Origin of the sequence: Mucilaginibacter sabulilitoris (genome assembly GCF_034262375.1) — a bacterium.
In the GTDB taxonomy this organism is placed as follows: Bacteria; Bacteroidota; Bacteroidia; order Sphingobacteriales; family Sphingobacteriaceae; genus Mucilaginibacter; species Mucilaginibacter sabulilitoris.
The window spans coordinates 3641951-3665180 of sequence record NZ_CP139558.1 but is presented as its reverse complement, the minus strand read 5'-3'; the positions used below and the strand labels follow the sequence as shown (position 1 = coordinate 3665180).

General features: G+C 44.4%; 19 protein-coding genes and 1 pseudogene. 9 read left to right on the top strand and 11 right to left on the bottom strand.

The window, feature by feature from the left end; all coding sequences use genetic code 11:
* Positions 1-51: 51 nt before the first annotated feature.
* Positions 52-396: an SOS response-associated peptidase family protein gene (locus SNE25_RS16015; protein ID WP_321566114.1), complete on the bottom strand. Its 345-nt coding sequence runs from the start codon at positions 394-396 to the stop codon at positions 52-54.
* Positions 397-552 carry a hypothetical protein gene (locus tag SNE25_RS16010; protein ID WP_321566113.1) on the bottom strand — a complete coding sequence of 52 codons (156 nt, stop codon included), beginning with the start codon at positions 550-552 and terminating at the stop codon, positions 397-399.
* A gap of 137 nt (positions 553-689) precedes the next feature.
* On the opposite strand from SNE25_RS16010, the gene SNE25_RS16005 reads away from it, so the two are divergent.
* Both SNE25_RS16005 and SNE25_RS16000 read left to right on the top strand, forming a co-directional pair.
* Positions 690-932, top strand: a complete 243-nt coding sequence (locus SNE25_RS16005; protein WP_321566112.1) for an ankyrin repeat domain-containing protein — start codon at positions 690-692, stop codon at positions 930-932.
* 268 nt (positions 933-1200) lie between these two features.
* Positions 1201-5163: a PDC sensor domain-containing protein gene (locus SNE25_RS16000; RefSeq protein ID WP_321566111.1), complete on the top strand. Its 3963-nt coding sequence runs from the start codon at positions 1201-1203 to the stop codon at positions 5161-5163.
* A gap of 37 nt (positions 5164-5200) precedes the next feature.
* Here the strand turns inward: SNE25_RS16000 and SNE25_RS15995 are convergent, their stop codons facing one another.
* Positions 5201-6232 carry a LacI family DNA-binding transcriptional regulator gene (locus tag SNE25_RS15995; protein WP_321566110.1) on the bottom strand — a complete coding sequence of 344 codons (1032 nt, stop codon included), beginning with the start codon at positions 6230-6232 and terminating at the stop codon, positions 5201-5203.
* Between the two features lie 189 nt (positions 6233-6421).
* Between SNE25_RS15995 and SNE25_RS15990 the strand changes: the two genes are divergently transcribed.
* The 5 genes from SNE25_RS15990 (at position 6422) to SNE25_RS15970 (ending at position 14639) form a co-directional block, all read left to right on the top strand.
* Complete coding sequence (locus SNE25_RS15990) at positions 6422-7294, top strand: ROK family protein (RefSeq protein ID WP_321566109.1); 873 nt, start codon at positions 6422-6424, stop codon at positions 7292-7294.
* Between the two features lie 183 nt (positions 7295-7477).
* Positions 7478-8641: a glycoside hydrolase family 130 protein gene (locus tag SNE25_RS15985; protein WP_321566108.1), complete on the top strand. Its 1164-nt coding sequence runs from the start codon at positions 7478-7480 to the stop codon at positions 8639-8641.
* A 240-nt stretch (positions 8642-8881) separates the two neighbouring features.
* The gene (locus tag SNE25_RS15980) at positions 8882-12031 is read left to right on the top strand and encodes a SusC/RagA family TonB-linked outer membrane protein (RefSeq protein ID WP_321566107.1); all 3150 of its coding nucleotides are present in this window, start codon (positions 8882-8884) and stop codon (positions 12029-12031) included.
* Positions 12032-12049: 18 nt separating this feature from the next.
* Positions 12050-13561 (top strand): RagB/SusD family nutrient uptake outer membrane protein, encoded by a 1512-nt coding sequence (locus SNE25_RS15975; RefSeq protein ID WP_321566106.1) that lies wholly within the window; start codon positions 12050-12052, stop codon positions 13559-13561.
* 25 nt (positions 13562-13586) lie between these two features.
* Complete coding sequence (locus SNE25_RS15970; protein WP_321566105.1) at positions 13587-14639, top strand: LamG domain-containing protein; 1053 nt, start codon at positions 13587-13589, stop codon at positions 14637-14639.
* A 282-nt stretch (positions 14640-14921) separates the two neighbouring features.
* On the opposite strand, the gene SNE25_RS31905 is transcribed toward SNE25_RS15970, so the two are convergent.
* The gene (locus SNE25_RS31905) at positions 14922-15041 is read right to left on the bottom strand and encodes a hypothetical protein (RefSeq protein WP_407667048.1); all 120 of its coding nucleotides are present in this window, start codon (positions 15039-15041) and stop codon (positions 14922-14924) included.
* Between the two features lie 101 nt (positions 15042-15142).
* Positions 15143-15508, bottom strand: a pseudogene (locus SNE25_RS15965) (DUF72 domain-containing protein); the annotation flags it as partial.
* A 194-nt stretch (positions 15509-15702) separates the two neighbouring features.
* Between SNE25_RS15965 and SNE25_RS15960 the strand changes: the two are divergent.
* Together SNE25_RS15960 and SNE25_RS15955 are read left to right on the top strand one after the other, a co-directional pair.
* Complete coding sequence (locus SNE25_RS15960) at positions 15703-16104, top strand: DUF5655 domain-containing protein (protein ID WP_321566103.1); 402 nt, start codon at positions 15703-15705, stop codon at positions 16102-16104.
* Positions 16105-16383: 279 nt separating this feature from the next.
* The gene (locus SNE25_RS15955; RefSeq protein ID WP_321566102.1) at positions 16384-17187 is read left to right on the top strand and encodes a hypothetical protein; all 804 of its coding nucleotides are present in this window, start codon (positions 16384-16386) and stop codon (positions 17185-17187) included.
* 213 nt (positions 17188-17400) lie between these two features.
* On the opposite strand, the gene SNE25_RS15950 is transcribed toward SNE25_RS15955, so the two are convergent.
* The 6 genes from SNE25_RS15950 to SNE25_RS15925 all read right to left on the bottom strand — a co-directional run bounded on the left by SNE25_RS15950 (position 17401) and on the right by SNE25_RS15925 (position 23198).
* The gene (locus tag SNE25_RS15950; RefSeq protein ID WP_321566101.1) at positions 17401-18003 is read right to left on the bottom strand and encodes a transposase; all 603 of its coding nucleotides are present in this window, start codon (positions 18001-18003) and stop codon (positions 17401-17403) included.
* Entirely contained in the window at positions 17987-18316 is a 330-nt protein-coding gene (locus tag SNE25_RS15945; RefSeq protein WP_321566100.1) for an Arm DNA-binding domain-containing protein, read from the bottom strand. The genes SNE25_RS15950 and SNE25_RS15945 overlap by 17 nt, the downstream gene beginning before the upstream one ends.
* A 594-nt stretch (positions 18317-18910) precedes the next feature.
* Positions 18911-19987, bottom strand: coding sequence for a C2 domain-containing protein (locus tag SNE25_RS15940; protein WP_321566099.1), 1077 nt, complete (start codon positions 19985-19987; stop codon positions 18911-18913).
* Between the two features lie 17 nt (positions 19988-20004).
* The gene (locus SNE25_RS15935; RefSeq protein WP_321566098.1) at positions 20005-20370 is read right to left on the bottom strand and encodes a hypothetical protein; all 366 of its coding nucleotides are present in this window, start codon (positions 20368-20370) and stop codon (positions 20005-20007) included.
* A 1166-nt stretch (positions 20371-21536) separates the two neighbouring features.
* Complete coding sequence (locus SNE25_RS15930) at positions 21537-22484, bottom strand: hypothetical protein (protein WP_321566097.1); 948 nt, start codon at positions 22482-22484, stop codon at positions 21537-21539.
* Between the two features lie 6 nt (positions 22485-22490).
* A complete protein-coding gene (locus tag SNE25_RS15925) occupies positions 22491-23198 on the bottom strand; it encodes an aspartyl/asparaginyl beta-hydroxylase domain-containing protein (RefSeq protein WP_321566096.1) in 708 nt (235 codons plus the stop codon).
* Between the last annotated feature and the right edge of the window lie 32 nt (positions 23199-23230).

Genomic DNA, 23230 nt, shown 5'->3' with positions numbered 1-23230 from the left:
TACGGGGCCTGATTAACAAGCGCCAGGCTGAAAAAAAACTAGATTGCCCCGTCACTGAGCCCGATGATCTTTATAGATACTAATGTCCAGGTTTTCGGAAGCGCAGGGACTGCCGCGCAGATACCACACACGCTCCTCACCAGATAAATTCCGGTTGATCCAATGCTTAATATCGCCGCGCTCCAAAATAGCCGGCATCCGGTCGTGTACCTCACTTATCTTTGCATTCGGCGGCATCGTGATCATCGTAAAATTAGGCAGTAATACGCCCGTCTTAATATCAAACCAAATATCCCATAACCCTACGATGTAAAAAGGCTGACCGTCCGTGCGCTCGATTTTATACGTCATGTTTCGCACCGGGTTATATTCGAAATAGGCCTGGATACGTACCACTCAATGCTTGCGGCCCGCCAGCTCCTTCCAAAGCGGCACTAAAAACAATGATTCGATCCGCGCATGTTTATTTTTACTGTGCGGCCAGTCATCCTCCAGCGAAAGTAGCCCCCAGCGGTATTCCTGTACCTTTTCCGGCATAACGTCCGTAACCACCGGCAGCATCGGGCCCGGATTGCCTGCGGCATTGCCCTTAGCCGTATAAGTGCTGACAGACTAAGGTAGCAGAAGAGCAAATTGAAAGCATCAATCTTTTATCGAAAAAGGCACAGCTAAAACTGGAAGTTGTACTATTGAAAAAAGAGATTTATCTGCATCAAAAAGTTCTCCTCGGCAATGAAGCCGCCAAAAACTATCCTGATGCCGCCCGCTATACCGCTTTTATGCACGCCTGCGAAATAGGTTCCTATAAATATGCGGCTATCCTCATTGATTACGGCGTTGATATAGATTTCAAGTCGTTTGACGGTAAAACCGCGTTGGACAAGGCGCGTGATCCCAAAATAATTGAGCTGATCAAACGAACGGATCGGTGAAGATTTTCGCCCAAATAACGTAGAACTACGCTTTTATATCCGTGGTTTTACGAATTAGTTTTTAAGATTTATTATTGTAAATTTATTGAAAACCAGAGAATTGCAATTTCCAATCACTTCAATTTTATGATAAGTCAACTTAAACCAACTCATCATGGACAATAAAAGACTCCCTTTATTATTAAACGTTAACTGTTTCGAAGGCATACGCATTCACGGGTAAAATCCGGCCAGCATATATTTTCAATAAATCCTATCCTGATTCCATATGTTAAGCAATCTTTTTTCCTTCAGCCGTAATCAAAGGGTGGTTATGGTCACCGTATTGTTTTTAATCGCGGTCGGGTCTGTTTATTTCTTAAAGTATGTTCCCGATCGCCAGCGAGAATTAGAAGAAAAACAATACCGGGGCCTCCAGAACATTGAAAATAACATCGCCCGAAAAATAGATAACTCCTTCGCGCTGCTCAGGACGCTGAGTAATGCTTATATAAAAAATGACACGGCATATGACAGCGCCGCAGTCAGACAGTATATCGACAACTATCCAAGGGAAAACTTCGCTTTAAGCATCGATACATCCGGTAAGTATTATAAACGTGTTGATCGTAAGGCGGATAGTTCTGCCGTCGAGTTTAACAATACTGAGCTTATCATACGGCTGAGCAATAAAAACGTCCGCGTTAATATGACCTATACCCTGAAACAGTTCATGGATCCACTGCTCTCAAAAGATATTTTTAACGAGTATATTATTTTTAATGATACGAAGGTCATCCAGCAAACATTTCCAAGCGGAATTACTACCATAACAAACGACTCTTTAAAAATAGAAAAAACCGGTTTCGCAAAAGGACAGATTAAGAATGTAACGATCAGCGGTACTGCCTACAAACTTTTTATGCAGCAATTGAACCTGAATACAACTTCTTCGATTGTCATTGCTGGCCTGTTAACCAAGGAAAACTATGATGCCGAAAAAAACAAATTGCCTGAAGCGGGTGTGCTTTTTTTGCTCACGATCGCGATGGCGGGCATCATTTCGCTGCCTTGGATCAAGCTTTACCAGATCGGCAACAAGGACCGGCTCACCTGGGCTGATGGCCTATTCTCCTTTGGCGTGTCGATGCTATTGATGTCCATCCTCTTTTTTGCTTTTTTTTCTTATAATTCAAATAACCGGAGACGAGGTGCTGCTGATACAAAGATATCCGGCAAAGCACTTTCTGACCATATCAAACATGCTTTTACTTCCGAGATCGAAAAAACATACTGTGCATTGGAGGAGGCAGATATCCTGATCAATCAGAAAAAACAAGCCAATCTTAATTCCAAAATGGTAACTGACAGTTTTGGCACAGGCCTGAAGCAGCTTGCCAAAAAAATCAGTATTAACCAGGTCTACGCCCTGGATAAAAATGGTATGGAAATTTACAACTGGGCGCCCGAAGCCGTATCTTCTCCACCCGGGGACTTTTCCAACCGGGCCTATTATCTTAGTCTGAAAGATGGCAATCCTTATTATCTGAAAGATAACGTCCGGGCGGAATTTACCCTGGAGCAGGTGGTTTCCTGGACAACGGGGAAGTTTACAACGGTAATGGCGAAAAAATCCATGTTTAAAGATGCTATTCCTTATATAGCCGTGGCTTTTAATCTGAGTTGCTTTGAACACGATGTACTGCCAGCCGGTTTTCTGTACGCGGTTGTCAATGAACAAGGCCAGGTGCTATATCATCAAAACGCTTCCAGGCAACTCAACGAAAATCTCTTCAGCGAATTCTCCAATCACACTGTCCTGAAAGCGGCGATCGAAGCCAGGAACGATGTATTTTTCATGACTGGCTACGCCGGCAAAGATTATAACGCTTTTGTTTCTCCGATTAAGGGTTTGCCCTACTATCTGGTTATCCTCGAAGATCATACTTTTTCAGGTATCCGGGATATTAATAACTTCTGTTTCAGCTACTTCATGCTTTTTGGCTTTTTTCTCCTCCTGGCTGCAGAATTCCTGATCGTGTTTATCGTCTCTTATAAAAAGCGTTATTACCAGAAACAATATTTCGATATTTCCTGGATCGGGCCAAATGAGCACTTTCACAAGCAATATAATATCGCCGCGGCCGGAAATATCGGGGCCATCATTTTGCTGATCGCGATATACTACTGGACGACGTTTCTGCAATACTTGTTCATCCTCCTGATCACCGCGACGATGATCACCTGTTTTCTCAACTATCTTTACAGAAAGGTTTATCAAAAAGACCATGATAAACCATCGGCGATATTGAAAAAGAATGCACTGACGGCTTTACTCATCATTACTATTATATTAAATGTATATGCTGCCCGGCTTACCGATTATCTGCCAGTCGCCATTTTTCAGCTTGCTTTTGGTCTTTTGCTGCTCGCGATCCCGAAAATTTACCGTCGGGGCGAAAATGCGGATTGGTTAAAAAAGACTACCACCTGGGACTATAGCTGTAGTTTTTCCCTGATGATTTTTACCCGGCTGATCGTTACCAGCGGACTGCCGGTAGTGGCATTTTTTATCGCGACGTCCATTTATGAAGTGAAACTGGTTACCCGGTACCGGCACACGGAGTTTGTCAAAAGTATCCAGAAAGATACCAGTCAGTCATTAGACAAGTTAAACTTAAACAAAATTTATTTTGATAGTATTTGGGTCGATAAAGCGGAAACTTTCAGCGGTAATCCCAATATCCGCAGGGCGTCCGATGAAGTATATTCCAGCTGGCTATTTAATAAATTAATGATCGGCGCGGATGAATTGATCCCGGAAATTAAAGAACTTGATCACAATGCGGCGGATAGTTCAAGAATATATAGCAGCTTGTTTGCCCAAGGCCGCGGCGAGTCGTATTTTCACTATAAAACGAATAGTCGCTTTTATGTCGCTTCCACTTCGCTGCTATACCGGCTGCCGAATCCGTTTGATCCGGAGGAATGGTTTAGCGGTTTAGTATATTGGCTGATTTTTTTGAGCGCGTTGGGAGGGTTTTGGTTCGTACTTCACCATGTCCTGCGAAAGCTATTTGCACTGAACCTTACTTCCGAAACTTATTGGGATGATATTGATTCGCTGCTGCTGACCCATGACGAATTGAATCCCCTGGTGTTCCTGATTGGGTCTCCCGGGTCGGGTAAACTGACAAAAGTTAAAAAACTCATAGAAAAGTCCGCTATTAACGGAAAAAATGGCGATCCAATCATTTATAACCCGCAAGATCCCAGTTTGGACACCTTTTTTATCGCGGATATGATCCTGCTCCCAAATGATGGGGAAAATGGGGTTTGGGATGATATTTTAACCGAAATGGATAAGGAGAAATATCAACTGATCATTATCAATCATTTCGAATATGATATCAAAAACACCAAGACCAACAATCTCAAACTTAACTTTCTGGAATCGCTGCTCCAGAAAAACAAAAGCAAGCTATTGGTGATATCCACTGTCCATCCGGTAAATTTTTTGGACTCGCTAAACCAGCAAAACAACGAAAATACAACAAGCGACCGTCAGCCGGAGCATGATTTGGAAAGATGGCACGTACTTTTGGGGCATTTTAATATTGCGATCGAAAGACTGAAAAACTGCGAACTTAATTTTACTAAGGATACTCCGGAATGGGAGAAGATGCTCTTATATGAAACCCGGAACAGTCATTTCCTTCAAAGGCTCCGTAAACCTGTGCTTACTATCATGAAGGAGAAGGACAAGAAAGCCCCCGGATCCGTCGATGGGGAATCGTTATCTGCCAAATTAGGTGTAACCTCGCATTATTTTTACATGTATGTTTGGCAATCATTAACCAAAGAAGAAAAATTCCTTTTATACGATCTGGCAGAGGATGGATTAGTAAACCCTTATGACGATTATAACCTGACGCTGCTCATCAGTAAAGGCTTGATCATACGGGAATACAATATCCTGAAAATATTCAACAATGAATTCCGTAATTTCATATTGACGGCGATAGGACATGCGGAGGCCCTGCAAATCCAGGAACAAATAAAAGATACCGGTAACTGGAGCAAGCTAAAAACACCGCTCCTGCTATTGATCCTGGCTGTATTAGTTTTCTTATTTACTTCACAAAAAGAAACCTATTCCACATTATTAAAATATCTGGCTATTGTTACAACTGGTGTTCCGATAGTTCTTAATGCTTTTTCCGCATTAAAATCAAAGCCAAAGGAAGGGTAGGCCGCGTCTTTCCCGTATTCCTGAAATTGAAAAAACATTATTTACGCACCAGCGTATCCGTTGTGGACCCTCTTAATATAAGTTCAGGTTGAATGATAATTTTACTAAGGTCCTTAAGTCTCACCCGGTTTTCCAGTTTGTCCAGGAGGATCTTAAATAATTGTTTGGCCATCTCATCCAGGGGCTGGGCAATTGCACTGATCGATGGATTATAAATACGGAAAACATCGTGGTCATCGAAAGCGATCACCCCGATATCCGATGGAATTTGAAGCCCCGCTTCATTTATCGCTTTTATCCCGCTAAGTGCGAGATAGTTGGTAGCAAAGATAATAGCATCGATATCGGGATTGTCTTTGATAAACTGAAGCGACTGCTTTACTGTCGTCTCCATAGGGTTTTCAAAGGGCACTTTCAGAATCAAAGGCTTCAACTTGTATTTTTTAAGCGCCGTCATATAGCCGTCGCGCCGCTCAAGCATTTGCGTCTGACCGGAATTCAGGGTGACCAGCGCTATTCTCTTCGATAAGGCCTTCACTAAAAATTCAACGGCCTCATAAGTGCCATGGTAGTTATCGAGGCCCACATAATCGGTCGGTATGCCGGGCAGGTAACGGTCAAACAGCACCACAGGCAAACCATCAGTCAGTAAAGCCTGAATTTCCGTTTCAATACCTGGCGGCGGCGTGATGATATAACCGTCCACATGCCGCGCCCTTAATAAACTGATTAGTTCGCGGGTTTTCTCCGGGTCATTTTCAGTACTGCAATAAATAATCTTATAACCATTTTTATAAGCCAGCGCCTCCAGGTGGAAGGCGATGTGGGAAAAAAAGTAATCCGATATTTTTTCAACCAGCAGGCAGATCATCTTCGTCTTGCCCGTACTCAAGCTTTTGGCAAGCTGATTGGGCCGGTAACCCTTCTCTTCCACAAACTTCAGCACACGTTCGGTCAGTTCCTCACTGATCCGTTTTTCTTTTGCTTTTCCGTTTAATATAAATGACACGGTCGATTTGGCAACATGTAATTCATTCGCGATGTCGTTAATCGATAGTTTTTTACTCATGCAAAACAGGCTGTTTGAGGTTGAAAGTTAAAAGTATTTTTTTCAAATGTAATGCTTTTGATTTGCAAAACCGGTTTTATTATTTATAATTGCAGCGCAGGATAAAAGAGGCTTTTAGACACGCCATCCTTCCGGTAGGAAAACAACCGGCCAATGTAGCTTTCCGGATCAATATGCAATATGTCTGCTATGCAAACCCAACATCCACCACCACACGTATTGACTGCCGATATCGGGGGCTCACACCTGACAGCAGGCATCGCTAACTTCAGCACCAATGCGGTGATACCCGAAAGCGTCATCAGCGCTGAGGTCATGAGCAAAGGTACTGCAAAAGAAATATTGCATGGATGGATTATGGGTTTACAAGCGGTTATGAAAATAAATGATCACCCTCTGGCCGGCTTGGCCGTAGCGATGCCCGGCCCTTTCGACTACGACAGGGGCATATCCTATATCAAGGGCTTGGACAAATACGAAGCTATATTTGGAATGGACATTAAAAGACATCTTGCTGACGCCCTTGCTATGGAACCAGACCGGGTACGCTTCAGGAACGATGCCGAATGCGCTATAGCGGGCGAGGTACTGGCCGGCGCAGGGAAGGGCTACAACAAAGTAATAGGAATTACGCTCGGAACGGGGTTCGGTTCGGCTTTTTCAGTTGAAAAAATAACGAAAGACCTCAACCTCGGCAGCGATCCGCACGGATCAAGTATCGCGGACGACTATTTTTCAACCCGATGGTTTGTAAAGCGATATGCCGCTTTAAGGGATCAGTTACTGACCGGCGGAGTAAAAGAACTGGCCGCGTTGGCTGAAAAAAGTGACCAGGCGAAACAGGTGTTCGATGAATTTGCTGACGGACTTGGCGCCTTTCTTTTGAAAGTGACAAAAAAACTGCAACCGGAGGTGTTGGTTATTGGGGGAAATATCGCCGGGGCTGCTGATCTTTTTCTGCCCCGGCTCAAACGAAACCTGGGGCCGCTTCCTGTCCGGCTTGGACAGTTGGGAGCGCAAAGCCCATTGATCGGCGCGGCAGCGATATTTAAAGAACCCTGAAGACCAGCCCCATTCCGCTATCGCCATTATCGCTTTTGTAAAATTTTTATCGTATCAGGATAACTTCTTGATAATTAATTTGCAAAACCGGTTTTATTGATTAATATTGTCTAAGTTATAAAACCGGTTTTGCAAACAGTCATGCCGGTAACTTTCCAATTACCAAACCTATACTACAGCCTGATGAATAAACATATAACCAGCCTATTAGCGGCCTTAACGTGCCTGCTGTTTTTTTCGCCTACGTTTGCACAGACTAACGGGCGAAATACATTGCCCAAATGGGCTTTTGGGGGCTTTGAAAGACCTGCTCATATCAACCCCATCATATCTCCTAAAGCAAGCTCAAAGTTTTCGGACCCCATGTCGGGCCAATCAGTCGGATGGGAAGCATTTTATACGTTTAACCCCGCGGCTGTGGTTAAAAACGGTAAGGTAGCAGTATTATACCGCTCTGAAGACATGACCGGCGACGCAATTGGTACCCGAACATCGCGGATTGGCTATGCTGAAAGTATGGATGGGCTTCATTTTAAAAGAAGGGGCACGCCCGTTGTTTATCCGGGGCATGACAATCAGAAAGAATTTGAATGGCCGGGCGGGTGTGAAGATCCAAGGGTCGCCGTAACGGAAAAGGGAACGTATGTCATGTTTTACACGCAGTGGAACCGGAAAGTGCCGCGCCTGGGCGTCGCTACTTCAAAGGACCTGGTTACCTGGGTTAAGCACGGCCCTATTTTCAGGAAATTTTATAACGGTAAATTCGCTGATATCCCTAATAAATCCGCGTCCATTGTGACCCGGCTTAAAGATGGCCGGGTTGTCATTGCCAGAGTAAACGGTATATACTGGATGTATTGGGGGGAACAGCATGTATTTGCCGCTACCTCCACCAACCTTATTGACTGGAGACCTTTAACCGACAGCAAAGGTGGGCTCAAATGGCTGATCTCCCCGCGCAAAAACTATTTCGACAGTGACCTTACCGAATGTGGCCCTCCTGCCCTGATCACAGAAAACGGGATCATCTTATTTTATAATGGTAAAAACCATCCCGGGGAAGGTGGTGATAAACGCTTTAATGGTAACTCCTATTGTGCCGGCCAGGTATTGTTCTCACTGCAAGATCCGGCTAAAGCGATCGGTAGGCTCGATGTACCTTTTTTACGGCCCATGGAACCATTTGAAAAAAGTGGTCAATATGTGAACGGGACAGTTTTTATTGAGGGGCTTACCTTTTTTAAAAACAAGTGGTTTTTGTATTATGGCTGTGCCGACTCGAAAGTTGGCGTAGCTGTTTTTGATCCGGCTAAACCTGCACCGCCAGATCCCTTGCCTGCATTATAAATCTCCCTCCTCAACCTAACGCACAATTTTAGTAAAAAAAATGCCTGATCATCAACGGAAAATTTGGTGTCAGAGAAAAGCTTGAAATTTAAAACCGGGCAGAAAGGAAGATTCTATGGAATGACCTGTTAAACTTCTTATTGGTGGTAGTAAACGGCGCATGCTGTACTACCGGACAGACCGGCGAAACCATCCCGGTCACGATGATATGAATAATCATTAACTCAACAACAAAAGCATATGAAAAAAACTTACAGTTATTTCATTATCCGCAGATATGAAAAAAGGACCGCCTTAAACCTGAAGCTCGCAATTACTTTGTTTTTGGTAGTATTGATGCAATTTCCGGTCCGGGCAAACCCTTTAAATAAAGCCATCGTTGGACCGGCAGCCGCCGACATCAAGGTGAGCGGTACGGTTACTGATGCTGCAGGGATTACCCTTCCCGGCGCTTCCATCAGTTTAAAGGACGGAAAAGCGCTGGCGGTTACCGATGTTAACGGGCGCTTCACTGTAACCGTAGCTGAAAACGCGGTTTTAACGATAAAGTATATCGGGTATGAAACGCAGGAGGTCCCGGTTTCCGGCCGCACATTGCTTAATATCACTTTGCAGGCTGCCGCAGGCAATCTAAATGAAGTGGTGGTAGTGGGTTATACCACGCAAAAAAAGAAGGATCTCACCGGTGCTGTTTCCCTTATCAGCAGCAAAGATATCAGCAGCCTGCCCGTTGGCGGGGTCGACCAGGTACTGCAGGGCAAAGCCGCGGGGGTTTCTGTTACCGAAAATACTGGTGCTCCGGGCGGGGGAATCTCCGTTCGGGTACGCGGGGTCGGAACGATCAACAACAACGATCCGCTGTATATTGTGGATGGTGTACCGACGCAAAACGGCATTAACGAAATCTCACCGAACGATATTGAAACTATCAATATTTTAAAGGATGCTTCCTCCGCGGCTATTTACGGGGCAAGGGCATCGAACGGTGTGGTTATCGTTACCACGAAGCGCGGCAAATCGGGCAGGACCCAACTCAGCTTCAGCGCTTATACTGGCGTCCAGACGGCTCAGCACCTGATCAAAATGGCCAATAACGTGCAATACGTAAGCGCCTATAACGCAGCCGCCAAAAACGACGGGAGGCCGGCCATATCAGACAGCCTGGCAGGTACCCTTTCCAACGTTAACTGGCTTAAAGAGGTGCTCAAATCCGCGCCCGTCACCAATGCGCAGTTGTCTGTAAGCGGTGGGAACGACAATTCCCAGTACATCGTTTCCGCGAATTATTTTAAGCAGGATGGCCTGATCCAGAATTCTTCCTTTAACCGTTTTAACCTGCGGACGGCCGTAAGCGGAACGATTGCGAAATTGATTAAGGTGGGTACGAATGTAAACCTGGCTTACTCCAAAACCAGGAGCGTGGGAAGCTCAGGAGACGGGTACACCGGCGCAGCGGCCAGCGTGGTACGCTTTGCCTTATTCCGTACGCCTGGCACACCAGTTCGAAATGCCGCCGGGCAATTCGTGGATTTGCCAAAGCAGGACGCCTTACTGGGAAATTTTCTGGGAGATGGTATCAACCCGGTAGCTTTAGCCGATGCGAGCAATGATAACACTTATGCTTATACGATATTAGGTGACGGATATGTGGAAATAGACCCGGTAAAAGGCCTGAAAATAAAATCGGACATCGGCGTTAACCTGATCCAAACCGATTACAAGCAGTTTTTTGAAACATTCGGTATCGACCGCTTTTTTAATTCTCCCAATTCCCTTGCGCAATCGCATACCAATGATCTGAACTATAACTGGACCAATACGGCCACCTACGACCTTATCCTTGGTAAACATACCATCAACTTTTTAGCGGGATCCGAGGCCATTAAGCAGGATGTACAGGCTCTGTCGGCTTCCCGTAAGGGTTTTACGGATCAAACGCCCAATTTCCAGTACCTCGATAACGGCACCGCATCCTCCCAGCAAAACGGCGGTAATGAGTACCATTCTGCACTATTCTCGATATTTGGCCGCGCGGGTTACCAATATGATGACAAATACCTGGCAAGTGTAAACTACCGCCGTGATGGTTCATCGCAGCTGGACCCGTCTTCGCGTTATGAAAGCTTTTATTCCGGTTCATTAGGCTGGAGGATCGACCGGGAGGATTTTATGAAAAATATCAAACCGGTATCAACCTTAAAACTCCGTGCCAGCATAGGTCAGCTGGGTAACTCACAAATAGGCACCTATCCCTATACCTCGCTGCTGAGCGGTAATTTTTACTATCCGTTTAACGGCGTTACCACACAGGGCTACAGCATAACCTCCAAGGGTAACCCAAAAATTCGATGGGAAAAAAGCACACAGAAAGACCTGGGGCTCGATCTGGGTTTTTTTGAAAATGCGATGACCTTAACCGCCGATTACTATATCAAAAACACTTCTGAAGTGTTGTTAAATCTTCCGCTACCCAGCAGCGCGGGCAACGGCGGTAACCCGGCAGTAAACGCAGGTAAGGTACGTAACAACGGCATTGAGCTGGAACTGGGTTATAAAAAGACCGTCAATACCAATTGGACCTATACGCTGAGCGCGAACTTTGCCACGGTAAACAACAAGGTGGTATCGCTGGCCGGCGGGGCACCAATAGCCAACGCGCGTATCGACAATAACTATTTCGCCACCCTTACAGCACAAGGCCACCCGATAGGTTCTTTTTACCTGTTACAACAAGAAGGTGTTTTCCAAAATGCCCAGGAGGTATTTACACACGCTTACCAGGGTCCTGGTATAAGGCCCGGTGATGTCATGTATAAAGATGTTAACGGCGATGGCATTATTGATGATAAGGACCGCAGTTTTGTAGGCAGCCCGATACCCAAGTTCACTTATGGGCTCACCGCAGGCCTTCAATACAAAAACTTTGACCTGAACGTATTTTTCCAGGGCGTATACGGTAACAAATTATACAACCAGGTGTTAACCGATATAGAAGGTTTTTATCGTCCTTTCAACATCACCGAACGTGTTGCTACCCAAAGCTGGACAGGGCCCGGATCCGGCAATACCTTCCCGCTGTTGTCATGGTCGGACGGTACGAACAACAAACAGCCGTCCACCCGTTTCCTGGAAAGCGGATCGTACCTGAGGCTAAAAAATGTACAAATAGGTTATAAGCTGGGCCATAACGCGCTCAAAAGCATAGGATTGTCGTCGGTCAGGGTATTTGCAAGCGGCCAGAACCTGCTGACATTTACCAAGTATACCGGTCTGGACCCGGAACAATACTATAACAGCAATAATGGCAACGCCGTCACTGCGGTTGGTATCGACTGGGGAACTTATCCAACGGCGCGTACCATAACATTTGGTATTAACGCGAATTTCTAACCATTAAAAAAGACGGAGATGAAATCAAAGCATATTTATTTATTTCTTAGCGCATCCCTTCTCATCGTGACAAGCGGCTGCAAAAAATTTCTGGAGCAACCTGTGCTTGGCCAGTACCAGTCGGACAATTTTTTTACTTCGGATGCCAACGCCGTACTGGCGGTAAACGCGGCTTATTCGCCGCTCACCTTTACCGACGCCTCTTCCAACGCAATATGGGTGCTGGGCGACCTGGCATCTGACGATGCGGTAAAGGGCAGCAGCGACGGCGATCAGAGTGATTTCCTGAGCGTACAGAATTTCAATATCAACCCATCCAATGCAGCTGTCGAAGCAGTCTGGAAAAGATATTATGACGGCATTTTTAAATGCAACGTAGTGACTGATGGGCTGGCCGCGGCAAAGACAGGGGTTTCGGAACCAGTAAGGAATGCGGCTTTGGGCCAGGCGGAGTTTTTACGGGCTTATTATTATTTTAACCTTACGGTTGCCTACGGCGATATACCCCTGCACCTTAAAGTGGAAAGCCCGGAAGAATTACAAAGCCCTGCCCTGCCCCAGGTACAGATCTACGCACAAATAGAAAAGGACTGTCAGGCCGCGGCGACCGTACTACCGGCCAGCTGGAAGGATGGCGACGCAGGCAGGGTAACGAAAGGCGCAGCGCTCGCCCTACTCGCAAAAACCTACCTGTTTGAGAAAAAGTGGGCGCTTGCAGCCTCCACCGCGGCACAGGTGGAAGCTTTAGGTGTCTACAGCCTGTTGCCTGTCTTTTCGGACAATTTCAGGGCTGCCACAAAAATTAATTCGGAAGCGGTGTTTTCCATCTTGCATACTACCGGTTTATCTCCTTTTCAGGGCAATACCTTAAATCAATGGTTTGCCCCGCGCACATTGAACGGTTACGGCTTTTATTTGCCCACACAGAGCCTGGTCAGCAATTTTGAAAAAAGTACCGCAGGGGTTGATGATCCGCGTTTGGATTACTCCGTAGGCAGAGCGGGACACCCTTATTATGACAGCGCATTTGACTCCAATTGGACCAGTACCGGCTATGTAAGTAAAAAGCACACCCAGCCCCTCGCGGAGATCCCGGTGAGCACTAAGGGCGACGGTAATCTAAATTACCAGGCTATCCGTTTTGCTGAAGTATTGCTGATCAAAGCCGAGGCGCTTAATGAATCGGGCAACGGTGCGGGCGCTTTAATACCCCTAAACAAAGTTCGTAAACGCGCGCGCGAAAGCTATATTCACGATACCGCACTTTCTGCTATTACCAACGGAAAAGTCCCCGATGGCTTATTACCCGATATTACGACAACGGACCAAGCTACCTTACGTGACGCGATACGCCGGGAAAGGCGCTCGGAGCTGGCGCTCGAATTCCATCGCTTTTTCGATATCATCCGTTACGGATCGGCCTATGCTGCCAGCGTCTTGAATAATAAACCAAACTTTAATTTCACCGCCAACCAGTTCTTCCCGATTCCGGAAAGCGAAAGGCAAACCAATCTTAAGTTAGGTAAATAATATGAACTTCTTTAATTATAGCACCATGAGCAAGATTAAAAACATCATTACGGCGTTCATCATCTTATCCGCCGTAGTGCTTTTGACAGCATCCTGTAAAAAGGACAAGGACAAGCCCAATTACAATTCGGATAAAACGAAATTAAACCTCCGGATAGATTCTGCCAACGCGCTTTATAACACCGCTGTGGAAGGCAAACAGGCCGGTGATTACACCACGGGGGCAAAAGCAACGCTTAAAACTTCCATTGACCTCGCCAGCCAGGTTAAAACCGGTAGCTTCACACAGGAGCAGGTAGACAACGCGACGGCTAACCTGATGAGGGCGCTGGTGCAATTCAGCACCAAACTCATACAGGAGATATCGGCCGATAACCTGGTTGCTTACTGGAAGTTTGACGGCGACGCGAAAGACGCGAGCGGCAACGGGCATGACGGGCTGCTAAAAACGGGTTGGGTTGGTTCATCTACCGCCACTGCACTTGACGGTGGTACTGTCCCAGTGCTGACAACAGATCGTTACGGGGCTTCGGGTAAAGCCTATACTTTTAATAACGGTGCTTATATTGAGGTGCCGTATAACAGCACCTTGCGGCCGAACAGCTTTACCATCAGTGCCTGGGTCAAACCCCATATGGCCAGCAACGGTAATTATATTTTTTCGCTTAACCGCTGGCTGGGTTATAAATTTCAGTTACAGGGAGGAAACTTGCCTTTTCTGACCGTGAATACCGACACTGGTGATCATGACCAGGATGATGGCGGCGCGGCAGTTCAACTGGATAAATGGACACAGGTTATCGTGAGCTTTACCAACGGCACCGAGAAATTTTATATCAACAGCGTGCTGGTAAAAACAGCCAACGTTACCGGCAACCCGCTTCCCCTGGTCTCTCCGCCGAACCTCGCTATCGGCAATGAGCTGCCCAAGTCGGCTTATAATTTTACCGACAGCAATAGCCCAAACGCTTTTTATGGCGCGGGTTTCTTTATCGGTGCAATAGACGAAGTAAGGTTATATAACAAGGCACTGAGCGACGCGGAAGTAAACTCCTTGTACACTATGGAACAGCCTTAAACAAGCTAAACCACAGACCTGCGAACTGTGTTATGATAAAAAACCGGTTTGCAGGTCTGTTAATCACCCGAAATCACAGACTCGGTTATTTTGTTGTCATCAAAAAACTGCGCAAACGGCAGTACCTCCTGCTCCGTTCTTTTTATATGCCGCCAAACCCCGCCCTGGTTGAGTTCACTTCGCCAGAAACCCATTTTTAGTGCGGCTACCGTTTTTCTTTTTCATATTATTCTTCCTTAATGAGAAACAATTGTGACCGAAATGGCTATTTGCTTTTTTTGATCAATAATAACTTTGTTCCGCCAGGCAGCGTTTCAGGAAATGCAGGTTCTCCAGGGCCGCACCCGCAGTAATATTAAAATAGGCGTAAACAGTTTTACCTTCCTGTTGCCATTCCCGAATATAGGAAGCATATTCGTATAAGAAGCTTTCCCCATAGCTACCTTATAATTACCGGACGGCCCGTGGAAACGCAGGTAGACCAGCCGGTCAGCGGTGATTTCCATGGGCGTCGCTGATTTGGGCATATCCTGTAATACCATGGTGGCCTGGTGTTGGTTTAACGATTCAAATATGTCATCCTTATACCAGGATGGATGCCGGAATTCCACAGCGATGGGCCAGTCATAAGTTTTAGCAACAGCCAGCAATTCAAGGAACTGCGGGTTGGCGCTAACCTGCAGGCTGGGCGGAAACTGGACAAGCAGGCAGCCCCATTGCGTTTCAGGCAGCCGGATAGCTTCCATAAAATGATGAACGTCTTCCGTACGGAACAACAGATTTTTCTGATGCGTGATCCCTTTCCAGAGTTTAAAAGTAAAACGGAAGCCGGAACCGGCTTCCGATGCCCAGCGATTTATTGTTCTCACCCGCGGAATTTTATAAAAAGAACTGTTAATCTCGATGCTGTTCTCCTACAGCGCATAATAGGACAGCCGGGAAAGGTGGCTATATTCCGGCGGAAAGTCCCGCTTCGGCTGATCGATCTGCAAGCCGCTCGTGCCGCCCATCATCGTACCAAAATCTAATCGGCATCATTTTAGCAGTGCATTAAAAAAGAAATATGAGCTGGACCTGCCCCAAATGTGATCGCGAACTACCCTGGAAAGATTACCGGCATTATTGCGCCCGGGTAAACTTAGACAGTTTGTTTGAAGGACGTTCGCCGGAGCTGGTACTGGCCTTTGATAAAATACTCGCTGAAGTAGCCGATTGGCCGAAAGTGCTCGTCGGCGTAACCCCCAATTGTATCGTCTTCACCCGCCGTGTCGGTTTCCTGATCATCCGCCCCATGAAAAAAGAACTCGACCTCAAGTTCTACTCTGCGGTGCCTCACCCCGAAAAACCTGTCCGCAAAAGCGTAGCCGACGGAAAAAAATTTGCCAACCACATCCGCATCTCCACCACAGATGACATCAAACCCGGTCTGTTTGTTTACATCCGCGAATCCTATAACCTACCTTGAACTCCTACAAAAAATCCTTCCATTCTATGCCACCTAATTGCTGACAAAGTGTGGAGCTCAGAAAGCTGCCGTATCTCTCGCTTCCAGTAACAAAAAAATATTTTTTTATTATCTACCACCAAGTAAAATATTCGCCCTTACCTTTGAACTATCAAAAGCGGCGAACCCGCCCCATTGTGATAAGGTTTCCTCTAAAAATACGGCTCTTAAGTGTTGAATATTAAACACCCTTTTGGTTAATTTACAAATTCTAATTATTTGAAACCTTATTTCAAAGTAATGAATTTAAGATGGTGTTATTTTTTTATTGCTAGCATATTCGCTCTTTTTAGCTGCAATCAACAGCCGTCAAGTAATAAAGCTCAAAGAGATCGCCTTAGAAATCAACAAACACTCCCAAAGGATACTACGATCTCCAAAAACATAACGACAAATGATACAGGTGTCATAAATGATTTATATAATAAATTATCGACGACTACATTGCCATTTCTTCCTTCTAATCAAACTCTCAGTGCTAAAATTGCTTCTAGAACACCCTCCTTACCCTACACATCGGTAGAGGATAAGAACTTAGTACATATCAAAAAACAGACTCGTTTAATACCTGTAGATAGTGCTTTTGTAATAGGTGGATTGAAAACCTCACGCCCCCAGATAGTGAATCCTGATGGTGGAACATCATTTGGGGACTTTGATTGCCTTTTGGACTCGGCGAATTGCCTCAACACAGATGAATATGGTAAAATAGGAATTGTTTGTGCTTTGAAAGTTGATACCAACTATTTGTGTCATATTATGCTAACTCATAAAGATTGGTATTATAATGATCGCGGTATTTTAGCATTAATTACTCCTCAGGGTAAAATACTTGATTGGGTGTTTTCCGATGGAGAACTTACTCAAGGAAACCCGCATGGCAATATCATAAGAACGCTTACAATCAATTCTGACCACTCGGTAAAAATTGAAGAATATTCAGTTGGAGATAATTCAGAACATTATGAATTTACTGCAATTTATAGTGTCAGCAATAGCAATTTTATCTTGAAAAAAAGAAAATTACACATGTTGAACCGATAACGAAAATATAATAAGTTTCCTCTGCGTTCTCATGGAACAAGCCTGGATGCTACCTGATAGTTGGGCAACTTAGGTTACAGACTATTTGCTCTAAAACCTTATCCGTCCTTTTAGTATCGTATGATATTATAATTCGCTACCTGATAGTTGGGCAACTTAGGTTACAGACTATTTGCTCTAAAACCTTATCCGTCCTTTTAGTATCGTATGATATTATAATTCAGTTAATGGCCATTCTTGCTTTATTCTTTGATACAACGCAGCTTTTGTCTGCAAGTCTACAAAGTGCGCGATGCCCTTTTCCTGATATAAAGTAAGTGTGTCTAATGTTTTATGAACGACCTTAAGCATTCTTCTGGCAATGGCTACAATGGCCTTCTGCACTTTCATCCGTTTACGCGGGCGTTCGAATAAAGCGCGCCAATATGAATCTTTGACTCTCACTGCTGCCCACGCAGCGGTAACAAGGGCTGTTTTCAAATAAGGATTACCTTTCTTAACCGATGTATCTCTGCGTCTACCTGCACTTTCGTTGTTACCTGGTGCCAGACCGGACCATGCTGTTAAATGATCTGCGGTACTAAATCGGCTCATATCATTGCCTGCTTCGCTTAAAATTATCTGCGCTGACCGGCCAGCAATACCGGTAATACTTTCAAGGTATTCATAAGCTAATGAATAATGTGCCTGAGTTATTTCGGTGATCATCACCTCAAGCGTACTAAGCTGGCTTTGCATATGGTCAAAGTCTTGCAACAGCATTTGTAACTGGACTAAGTGATGTGGTGCTAAAGTTCCGTCAAGCGCTTTGATCATTACCTGTTCTTAAATAGGCTGCCTTGAGTGATTCCGATGTAATAACTTTGCGTTGTGCATGCAGGTCCTTGTAACAGTCCGTTATAGATTGCCGTGTTTCATCGAGATAAACATTCACCTTTTTACCCTCGCTGGTATTGGATTTGCCTATCCCATTTTTCATATCCCAGCTTTTAACGCTGATTCTGTCCTTCAATACCATCGACGCCCTTTGCCCATTGACAGTAATTATTGCAAATACGGGAGCGCCCCCGTCCCTTTCTTTATCGGTCCTGATGTTAAAATGGATCCCAAAACTGTTTGTTGTTTTCATATTATTTGATTTTAAATGAGTTTCGTTTAATTTCTTTTCATGTTAAACTGACTCCATAAGGGCGAAAACCGGCAAATTCATGCCAATTAGGGCAATCATAACTAACTGTATTACAATTAATTAAACCACATCCGAATACCTCAAATCTACAATTTTAATTTAGGTATGCACTTTGGTAGCAAACAAGTTGAGAAATATTGATATTTAGAGCAAAGCCTATAAAGCACAAAACCCTGTAAATCAGATGATTTACAGGGTTTTGATTTGTTTTGATATCGCTATCTGTCAGGATGGCAGGACGACAACCATTGCCTGCATATAGCTGATATTAAGCAAATTACATTTCAAATCTCAAAACTGGTAGTCGGATTGGTGTCTGCTCTCCTTTTGAGCTATTCAAGGATACAAATTATTAAATGCTGAAATCGTTTTGTAAATATTTAAGCGAAAAGGCAGATTAAAGGACGATTAATGTAACTGTCAAAAACGGCCTGTTGTCTTAGAACTTACACTATCAATTCGCTCATTTTCCCATCCATATTTGTATCAACCAGTTTGGTTAGCTCGCTGTTATACCGCTTTGCCCGCAATGTTCTAAGCAATTAATTTTACGTTGATGGTATACTCCACCTTATCCAGCCCGGATGAATAATCCTTCGTGCTGTTGAAAGTAATGGACTTACCCAGCGCTAATTGAGAAAGACTGATACTGAAGTCGCCTACCACATCATCGTTGCTCGGCGAATCTTCGTCATACACCGTCACCTTTACGCTGGAATTGAACCATACGGAACGTCCGCAGGCCCAGGTATCACCTTCTTTCATGGAAAAATAATCGTACGTCGGATAAGGATAGGCAGTATCGCCATCCGCCTGAAAAATAAAATAAATTTCATTTTCATCTCCCGTGCCATCATTCGACGGGTGCACGCATTTTAAGCTTTCAATTATCAGGAAATTGCTTTTCCTGGGTTGCACAACGGGTTTGATGTAGGGATCCACGCCCTGGTCGCCCAGGATGAAAGTATAACTTTCCACAATAGCTATCCCCTCCTCTACCCCACCTCCGACCGTTAAAGCCACACCCAGCGGGCCGGAGCTGTTCCAATAAAAGCCAAGGCTGAATTCAATTTCCAAGCCCACATCCCCTTCAAGAGCCCATGCACGCCCGCCGAGGTCGGCCGGGGCATGGTTCCACAATCCGAATTGTACACCTGCCAGTGCACCAGCCTGGATACCCTCTTCCAGTGCCACAGATAAAAATTCGCATGACTGTAATCCTTTGGAGTTACCAACGCCGACAGCGACGCCCAGCGTGGCGGAGAATCCGACGATGAACTCTACCTCCACATTCAATCCTATAGAGAAGCTGCTGACCGGGAGATCCAGGGATTTGATCCAGCTGATCAGCTCTTTGAATATCGGATTATCCGGTAACCCGGCTACGTATGCCCGAAACGCGGGTAGGTCCATATGCTTCGTGGCCGCTAACTCCTCTTTGCCTTGCGGGGAATCGCGATAGCGCTCCCAAGCTTTTTCGGCTGCTGTAAAAACCTGCTTTTCTACGTCGGTCAACACCGGTTTTGCAGGTGGATTAGGGGGTGCGGGAGCATCCATGGACTGGTAAGCGGCTACATAATTAGCGAGCTGTATGTTCAGTTTTTCGTTCATTATTTGCTTTTTTGGAGTTAATCAATGTAATTGTAGTTGATTGTGTAATCGGCCCCGTTGTGATTGGTGAGGCGCTTGGAGCCAGAACCTGTGCCCGGCTGAAAATCATTGCTTTGGAGATAGGTCGCCAGATTAGGATCATAATTCAGGTCGTGATCCCAGATAGTGACCAGCACTTCATACTCAAAGTTGAGCACGAGGTTATTCAGCGTCCAGGTTGTTCCTTTCTTCATCTTCTCACTTTCATTCAAGCCGGCAGGCACACGGATGGGAAGGCCGCCGTCTGCCTGGCATACCAGGTACACCTCATCACCCGAAGACACATTGGTCTCGGAAGTGGCATTACATTTAATGGAAGTTACTTCGATAGAATGTTTACTCATGATTAAAATTTATTAGTTAACAAATTGATTAGGCTAACGACAGAATTGCATAGGTTTAATGGTTAGCTCTTTCAAACTTAAAAAATATTATATAAATATATAATTATTTATACAATATGTAAAAATGGGACTGGCAAATACTTTTAATAAGTATGTATTTTTCAATACTCAACTTTATGAAGTATTTTTATATAGCACTATAATAATTAAAATCCAAAGGCACTGCCGTTTTATATAAAATGTATAGATATTCTGAGAGAGGTAGAATATATATTCACAAAAGAAACGTGTTATTGAATTGAGGGTAAGAACAAATAGATTACATTATGGCGATGGTTATTTTGGCAATTTAACATGCGGGACCTTTAATTTATTACCTCAGGCTTTAAAAAGCACATAAAAAGATGAAAGTAATCCTTTATTTTAGCTCTATCCCTGATATTTATTTCTGAATAATAATTAAATCAGTACATAGTATCCTTTGCAAAAAATCAATCTTCCTGGAGGCGATACGCTCATAATTGTAGCAGATCTCTACAATGGTGCGGGAGTATAACAGCTTGACCTTTTTGCCAATGAAGCGGTAATACACACTGTAATAGTGTTTATCTGGGCCGAGATTAACATGAGCGAACTCGAGTAGCCAATCCCTTTATCCGTCCAGCTATCTGTCCAAACCATACGAAACAGATCATCTGCTCCACGAATAATACATGGGTCGCGCATCAATTCATCTTTAGAAACCATCGGACGTAACGTACATATTCATACATTGTTGTATATATGTGAAGTGTTTTGTAGCCTGTTTGTTGCCAAATGCCTTCTATTCCTTTTAAGATTACTCCCTGGTCATAGGTCCACTTATCCCCGGTTGGTAAGGTATCTTTCCAAATGGTCATCACCGTTTGTGCCACGCGCTGTGAATAAGGCTGTGTGTTTTGCGCCCGTAATACCGATCGTCGCCCGATGACAGACGCTGATGCAGCGAAATTGGTATTTCGTCACCTGTATCAGATGAACTCAAATGGTTTAACAATGCAATATTATAATTGGAATTATAACGTAACAACCTATTATTCAAATAATCAATAAATAACCAGATAAATTATTGTATAAAACACAATTAATATTATGTTTAAACAGATCAAAGGTGGTTTGCAACAATCTTACATGGAATTTAATGAATGATAAAGCGCCATGGCGTTGTTTAAAAAATGTGGTTTGGGATGTTGATGTGTTTCTGAAAAAAGCTCATTGGGCTTTTTAGAATGGTAGCGGCTTCGTTCATCCATAGTCAATACACCTTGTTCGTTGAGCGGCGTGTTTGTAAATGATACAATTTGTTTAATCATGGCCATAGGCCCTTCGTTATAATTTAGCAGCAGGCATTTGTTGTCGGTTGCTATAATTTCATGATATTGATTTAAATACCGCTCCAGCACCTGGGCAGTATAAATGTCAGGACGGTTATAAGTTAATTCCCCGGGCTTAAATCCAAATATTTCTGGTTCAATAAAACCGGGTATCGCTTGCATTCCTGGCATTTTCAGGTGCGATGCCAATACTTCGTAGGGACTGCGATAAATCAAAATAATTGGAACATCCGGGTAAAGTATTCTGAATTGTTTGTGAAAAAATATATGCCAGCTATCCGTCTTAATAAATAAATGCCGTTCATGGCCGGTTCTTTTCTGCCCGTAAAATTTTATGGCAGCTGCTAATAAATCTGCCGAATTGTTTTCATTAAAACCAGGAACCTGGTAAGGCAAGCGAAGCAGCGCATCAAAAAACGGGACTTCAGAAAGTACAATATTTGCAGCCGATGTGGCCAGTAATTGCGAAACCAGTGTGGACCCGCAACGCGATATGTGAAAAATAAAAGCAGAAGGCTCAACATAGGCTAATCCGGCAGCCCAGTCTGTGAGCACATCAATACCACTTATGGATGCAAACGGAGCGCCGCCGCCGTTCATCCTTTTACACTTATTAATAGTATCATCAAAAAACGGCTCGGTAAACGGCACAGCATAAGTATTTAACCACGAGCATTGTATTTGAGCTGCGGTGTTTTCGAGTTTATACGGGATCCAATCTTTTAGCAGCACGTTGGACATAGTTTTTTAGTTATTGGATGTGCCGATACTCATTAAGTCTTTTAACTTTTGTGCCAGTTCGTCGGCAAGTTTGTTTGAAGTATACGTATTAAGCCCCCTGAGTTCCCGTATGATATTGCTGAGATCGGCATTATTGGCATCCTCTTTACAGGAGATTTCCGTCGCCAAGCTCATAGTATGCTTAAGCCAGTCGTTAACCTTACAGTCAACAACCAGGTGGATCCGGTCAGTGGTACCCCTGTTTGCCACGTTGTGCATTAAATTGGCATTTATATACCAGCAATCACCGGCTTGCAGGGGGATGAGCTTATTGTCGATAGTAAATGATACCAAAGGATTAGTAATAATGGGGAAATGCAAACGCGCTTCGCCCATTTCAAAAGCCAGCTCTCTATCCCGGTGAGGTTTTATCTCAGCCCCTGCTTGCAGATTTAAAAAACGCACGGCCATTATCGGACTTCTGATCTGTGATAATAAGGTTTTAACGGTTGGGAAGCAAGGCATCATTGGGGTGTCTATATAATCTGCATCCGTTATCTGATCGGGTATGATGTTTCTGGTATCACCTCCCGGAGATCTTAATGCCAGCACTGTCCATGTCCCTTCATAATAAAATGTATTAAAATGCTTCTGCCACCCTTCCCGTATGGATTGAAGCTCTTTTTGTACAGCCTCGGAATTAAAAAGGAAGGGGAGTTTTGCATAACGGATCATAGATAATGGTTTAGGATTTATCAAGAATGAGG

Coding starts and splice junctions, on each gene's coding strand:
- SNE25_RS16000 (WP_321566111.1), top strand. CDS start 1,201: ATGTTAAGCAATCTTTTTTCCTTCAGCCGTAATCAAAGGGTGGTTATG.
- SNE25_RS15995 (WP_321566110.1), bottom strand. CDS start 6,232: ATGAGTAAAAAACTATCGATTAACGACATCGCGAATGAATTACATGTT.
- SNE25_RS15990 (WP_321566109.1), top strand. CDS start 6,422: ATGCAAACCCAACATCCACCACCACACGTATTGACTGCCGATATCGGG.
- SNE25_RS15985 (WP_321566108.1), top strand. CDS start 7,478: ATGAATAAACATATAACCAGCCTATTAGCGGCCTTAACGTGCCTGCTG.
- SNE25_RS15980 (WP_321566107.1), top strand. CDS start 8,882: ATGAAAAAAACTTACAGTTATTTCATTATCCGCAGATATGAAAAAAGG.
- SNE25_RS15975 (WP_321566106.1), top strand. CDS start 12,050: ATGAAATCAAAGCATATTTATTTATTTCTTAGCGCATCCCTTCTCATC.
- SNE25_RS15970 (WP_321566105.1), top strand. CDS start 13,587: ATGAGCAAGATTAAAAACATCATTACGGCGTTCATCATCTTATCCGCC.
- SNE25_RS15960 (WP_321566103.1), top strand. CDS start 15,703: ATGAGCTGGACCTGCCCCAAATGTGATCGCGAACTACCCTGGAAAGAT.
- SNE25_RS15955 (WP_321566102.1), top strand. CDS start 16,384: ATGAATTTAAGATGGTGTTATTTTTTTATTGCTAGCATATTCGCTCTT.
- SNE25_RS15950 (WP_321566101.1), bottom strand. CDS start 18,003: ATGATCAAAGCGCTTGACGGAACTTTAGCACCACATCACTTAGTCCAG.
- SNE25_RS15945 (WP_321566100.1), bottom strand. CDS start 18,316: ATGAAAACAACAAACAGTTTTGGGATCCATTTTAACATCAGGACCGAT.
- SNE25_RS15940 (WP_321566099.1), bottom strand. CDS start 19,987: ATGAACGAAAAACTGAACATACAGCTCGCTAATTATGTAGCCGCTTAC.
- SNE25_RS15935 (WP_321566098.1), bottom strand. CDS start 20,370: ATGAGTAAACATTCTATCGAAGTAACTTCCATTAAATGTAATGCCACT.
- SNE25_RS15930 (WP_321566097.1), bottom strand. CDS start 22,484: ATGTCCAACGTGCTGCTAAAAGATTGGATCCCGTATAAACTCGAAAAC.
- SNE25_RS15925 (WP_321566096.1), bottom strand. CDS start 23,198: ATGATCCGTTATGCAAAACTCCCCTTCCTTTTTAATTCCGAGGCTGTA.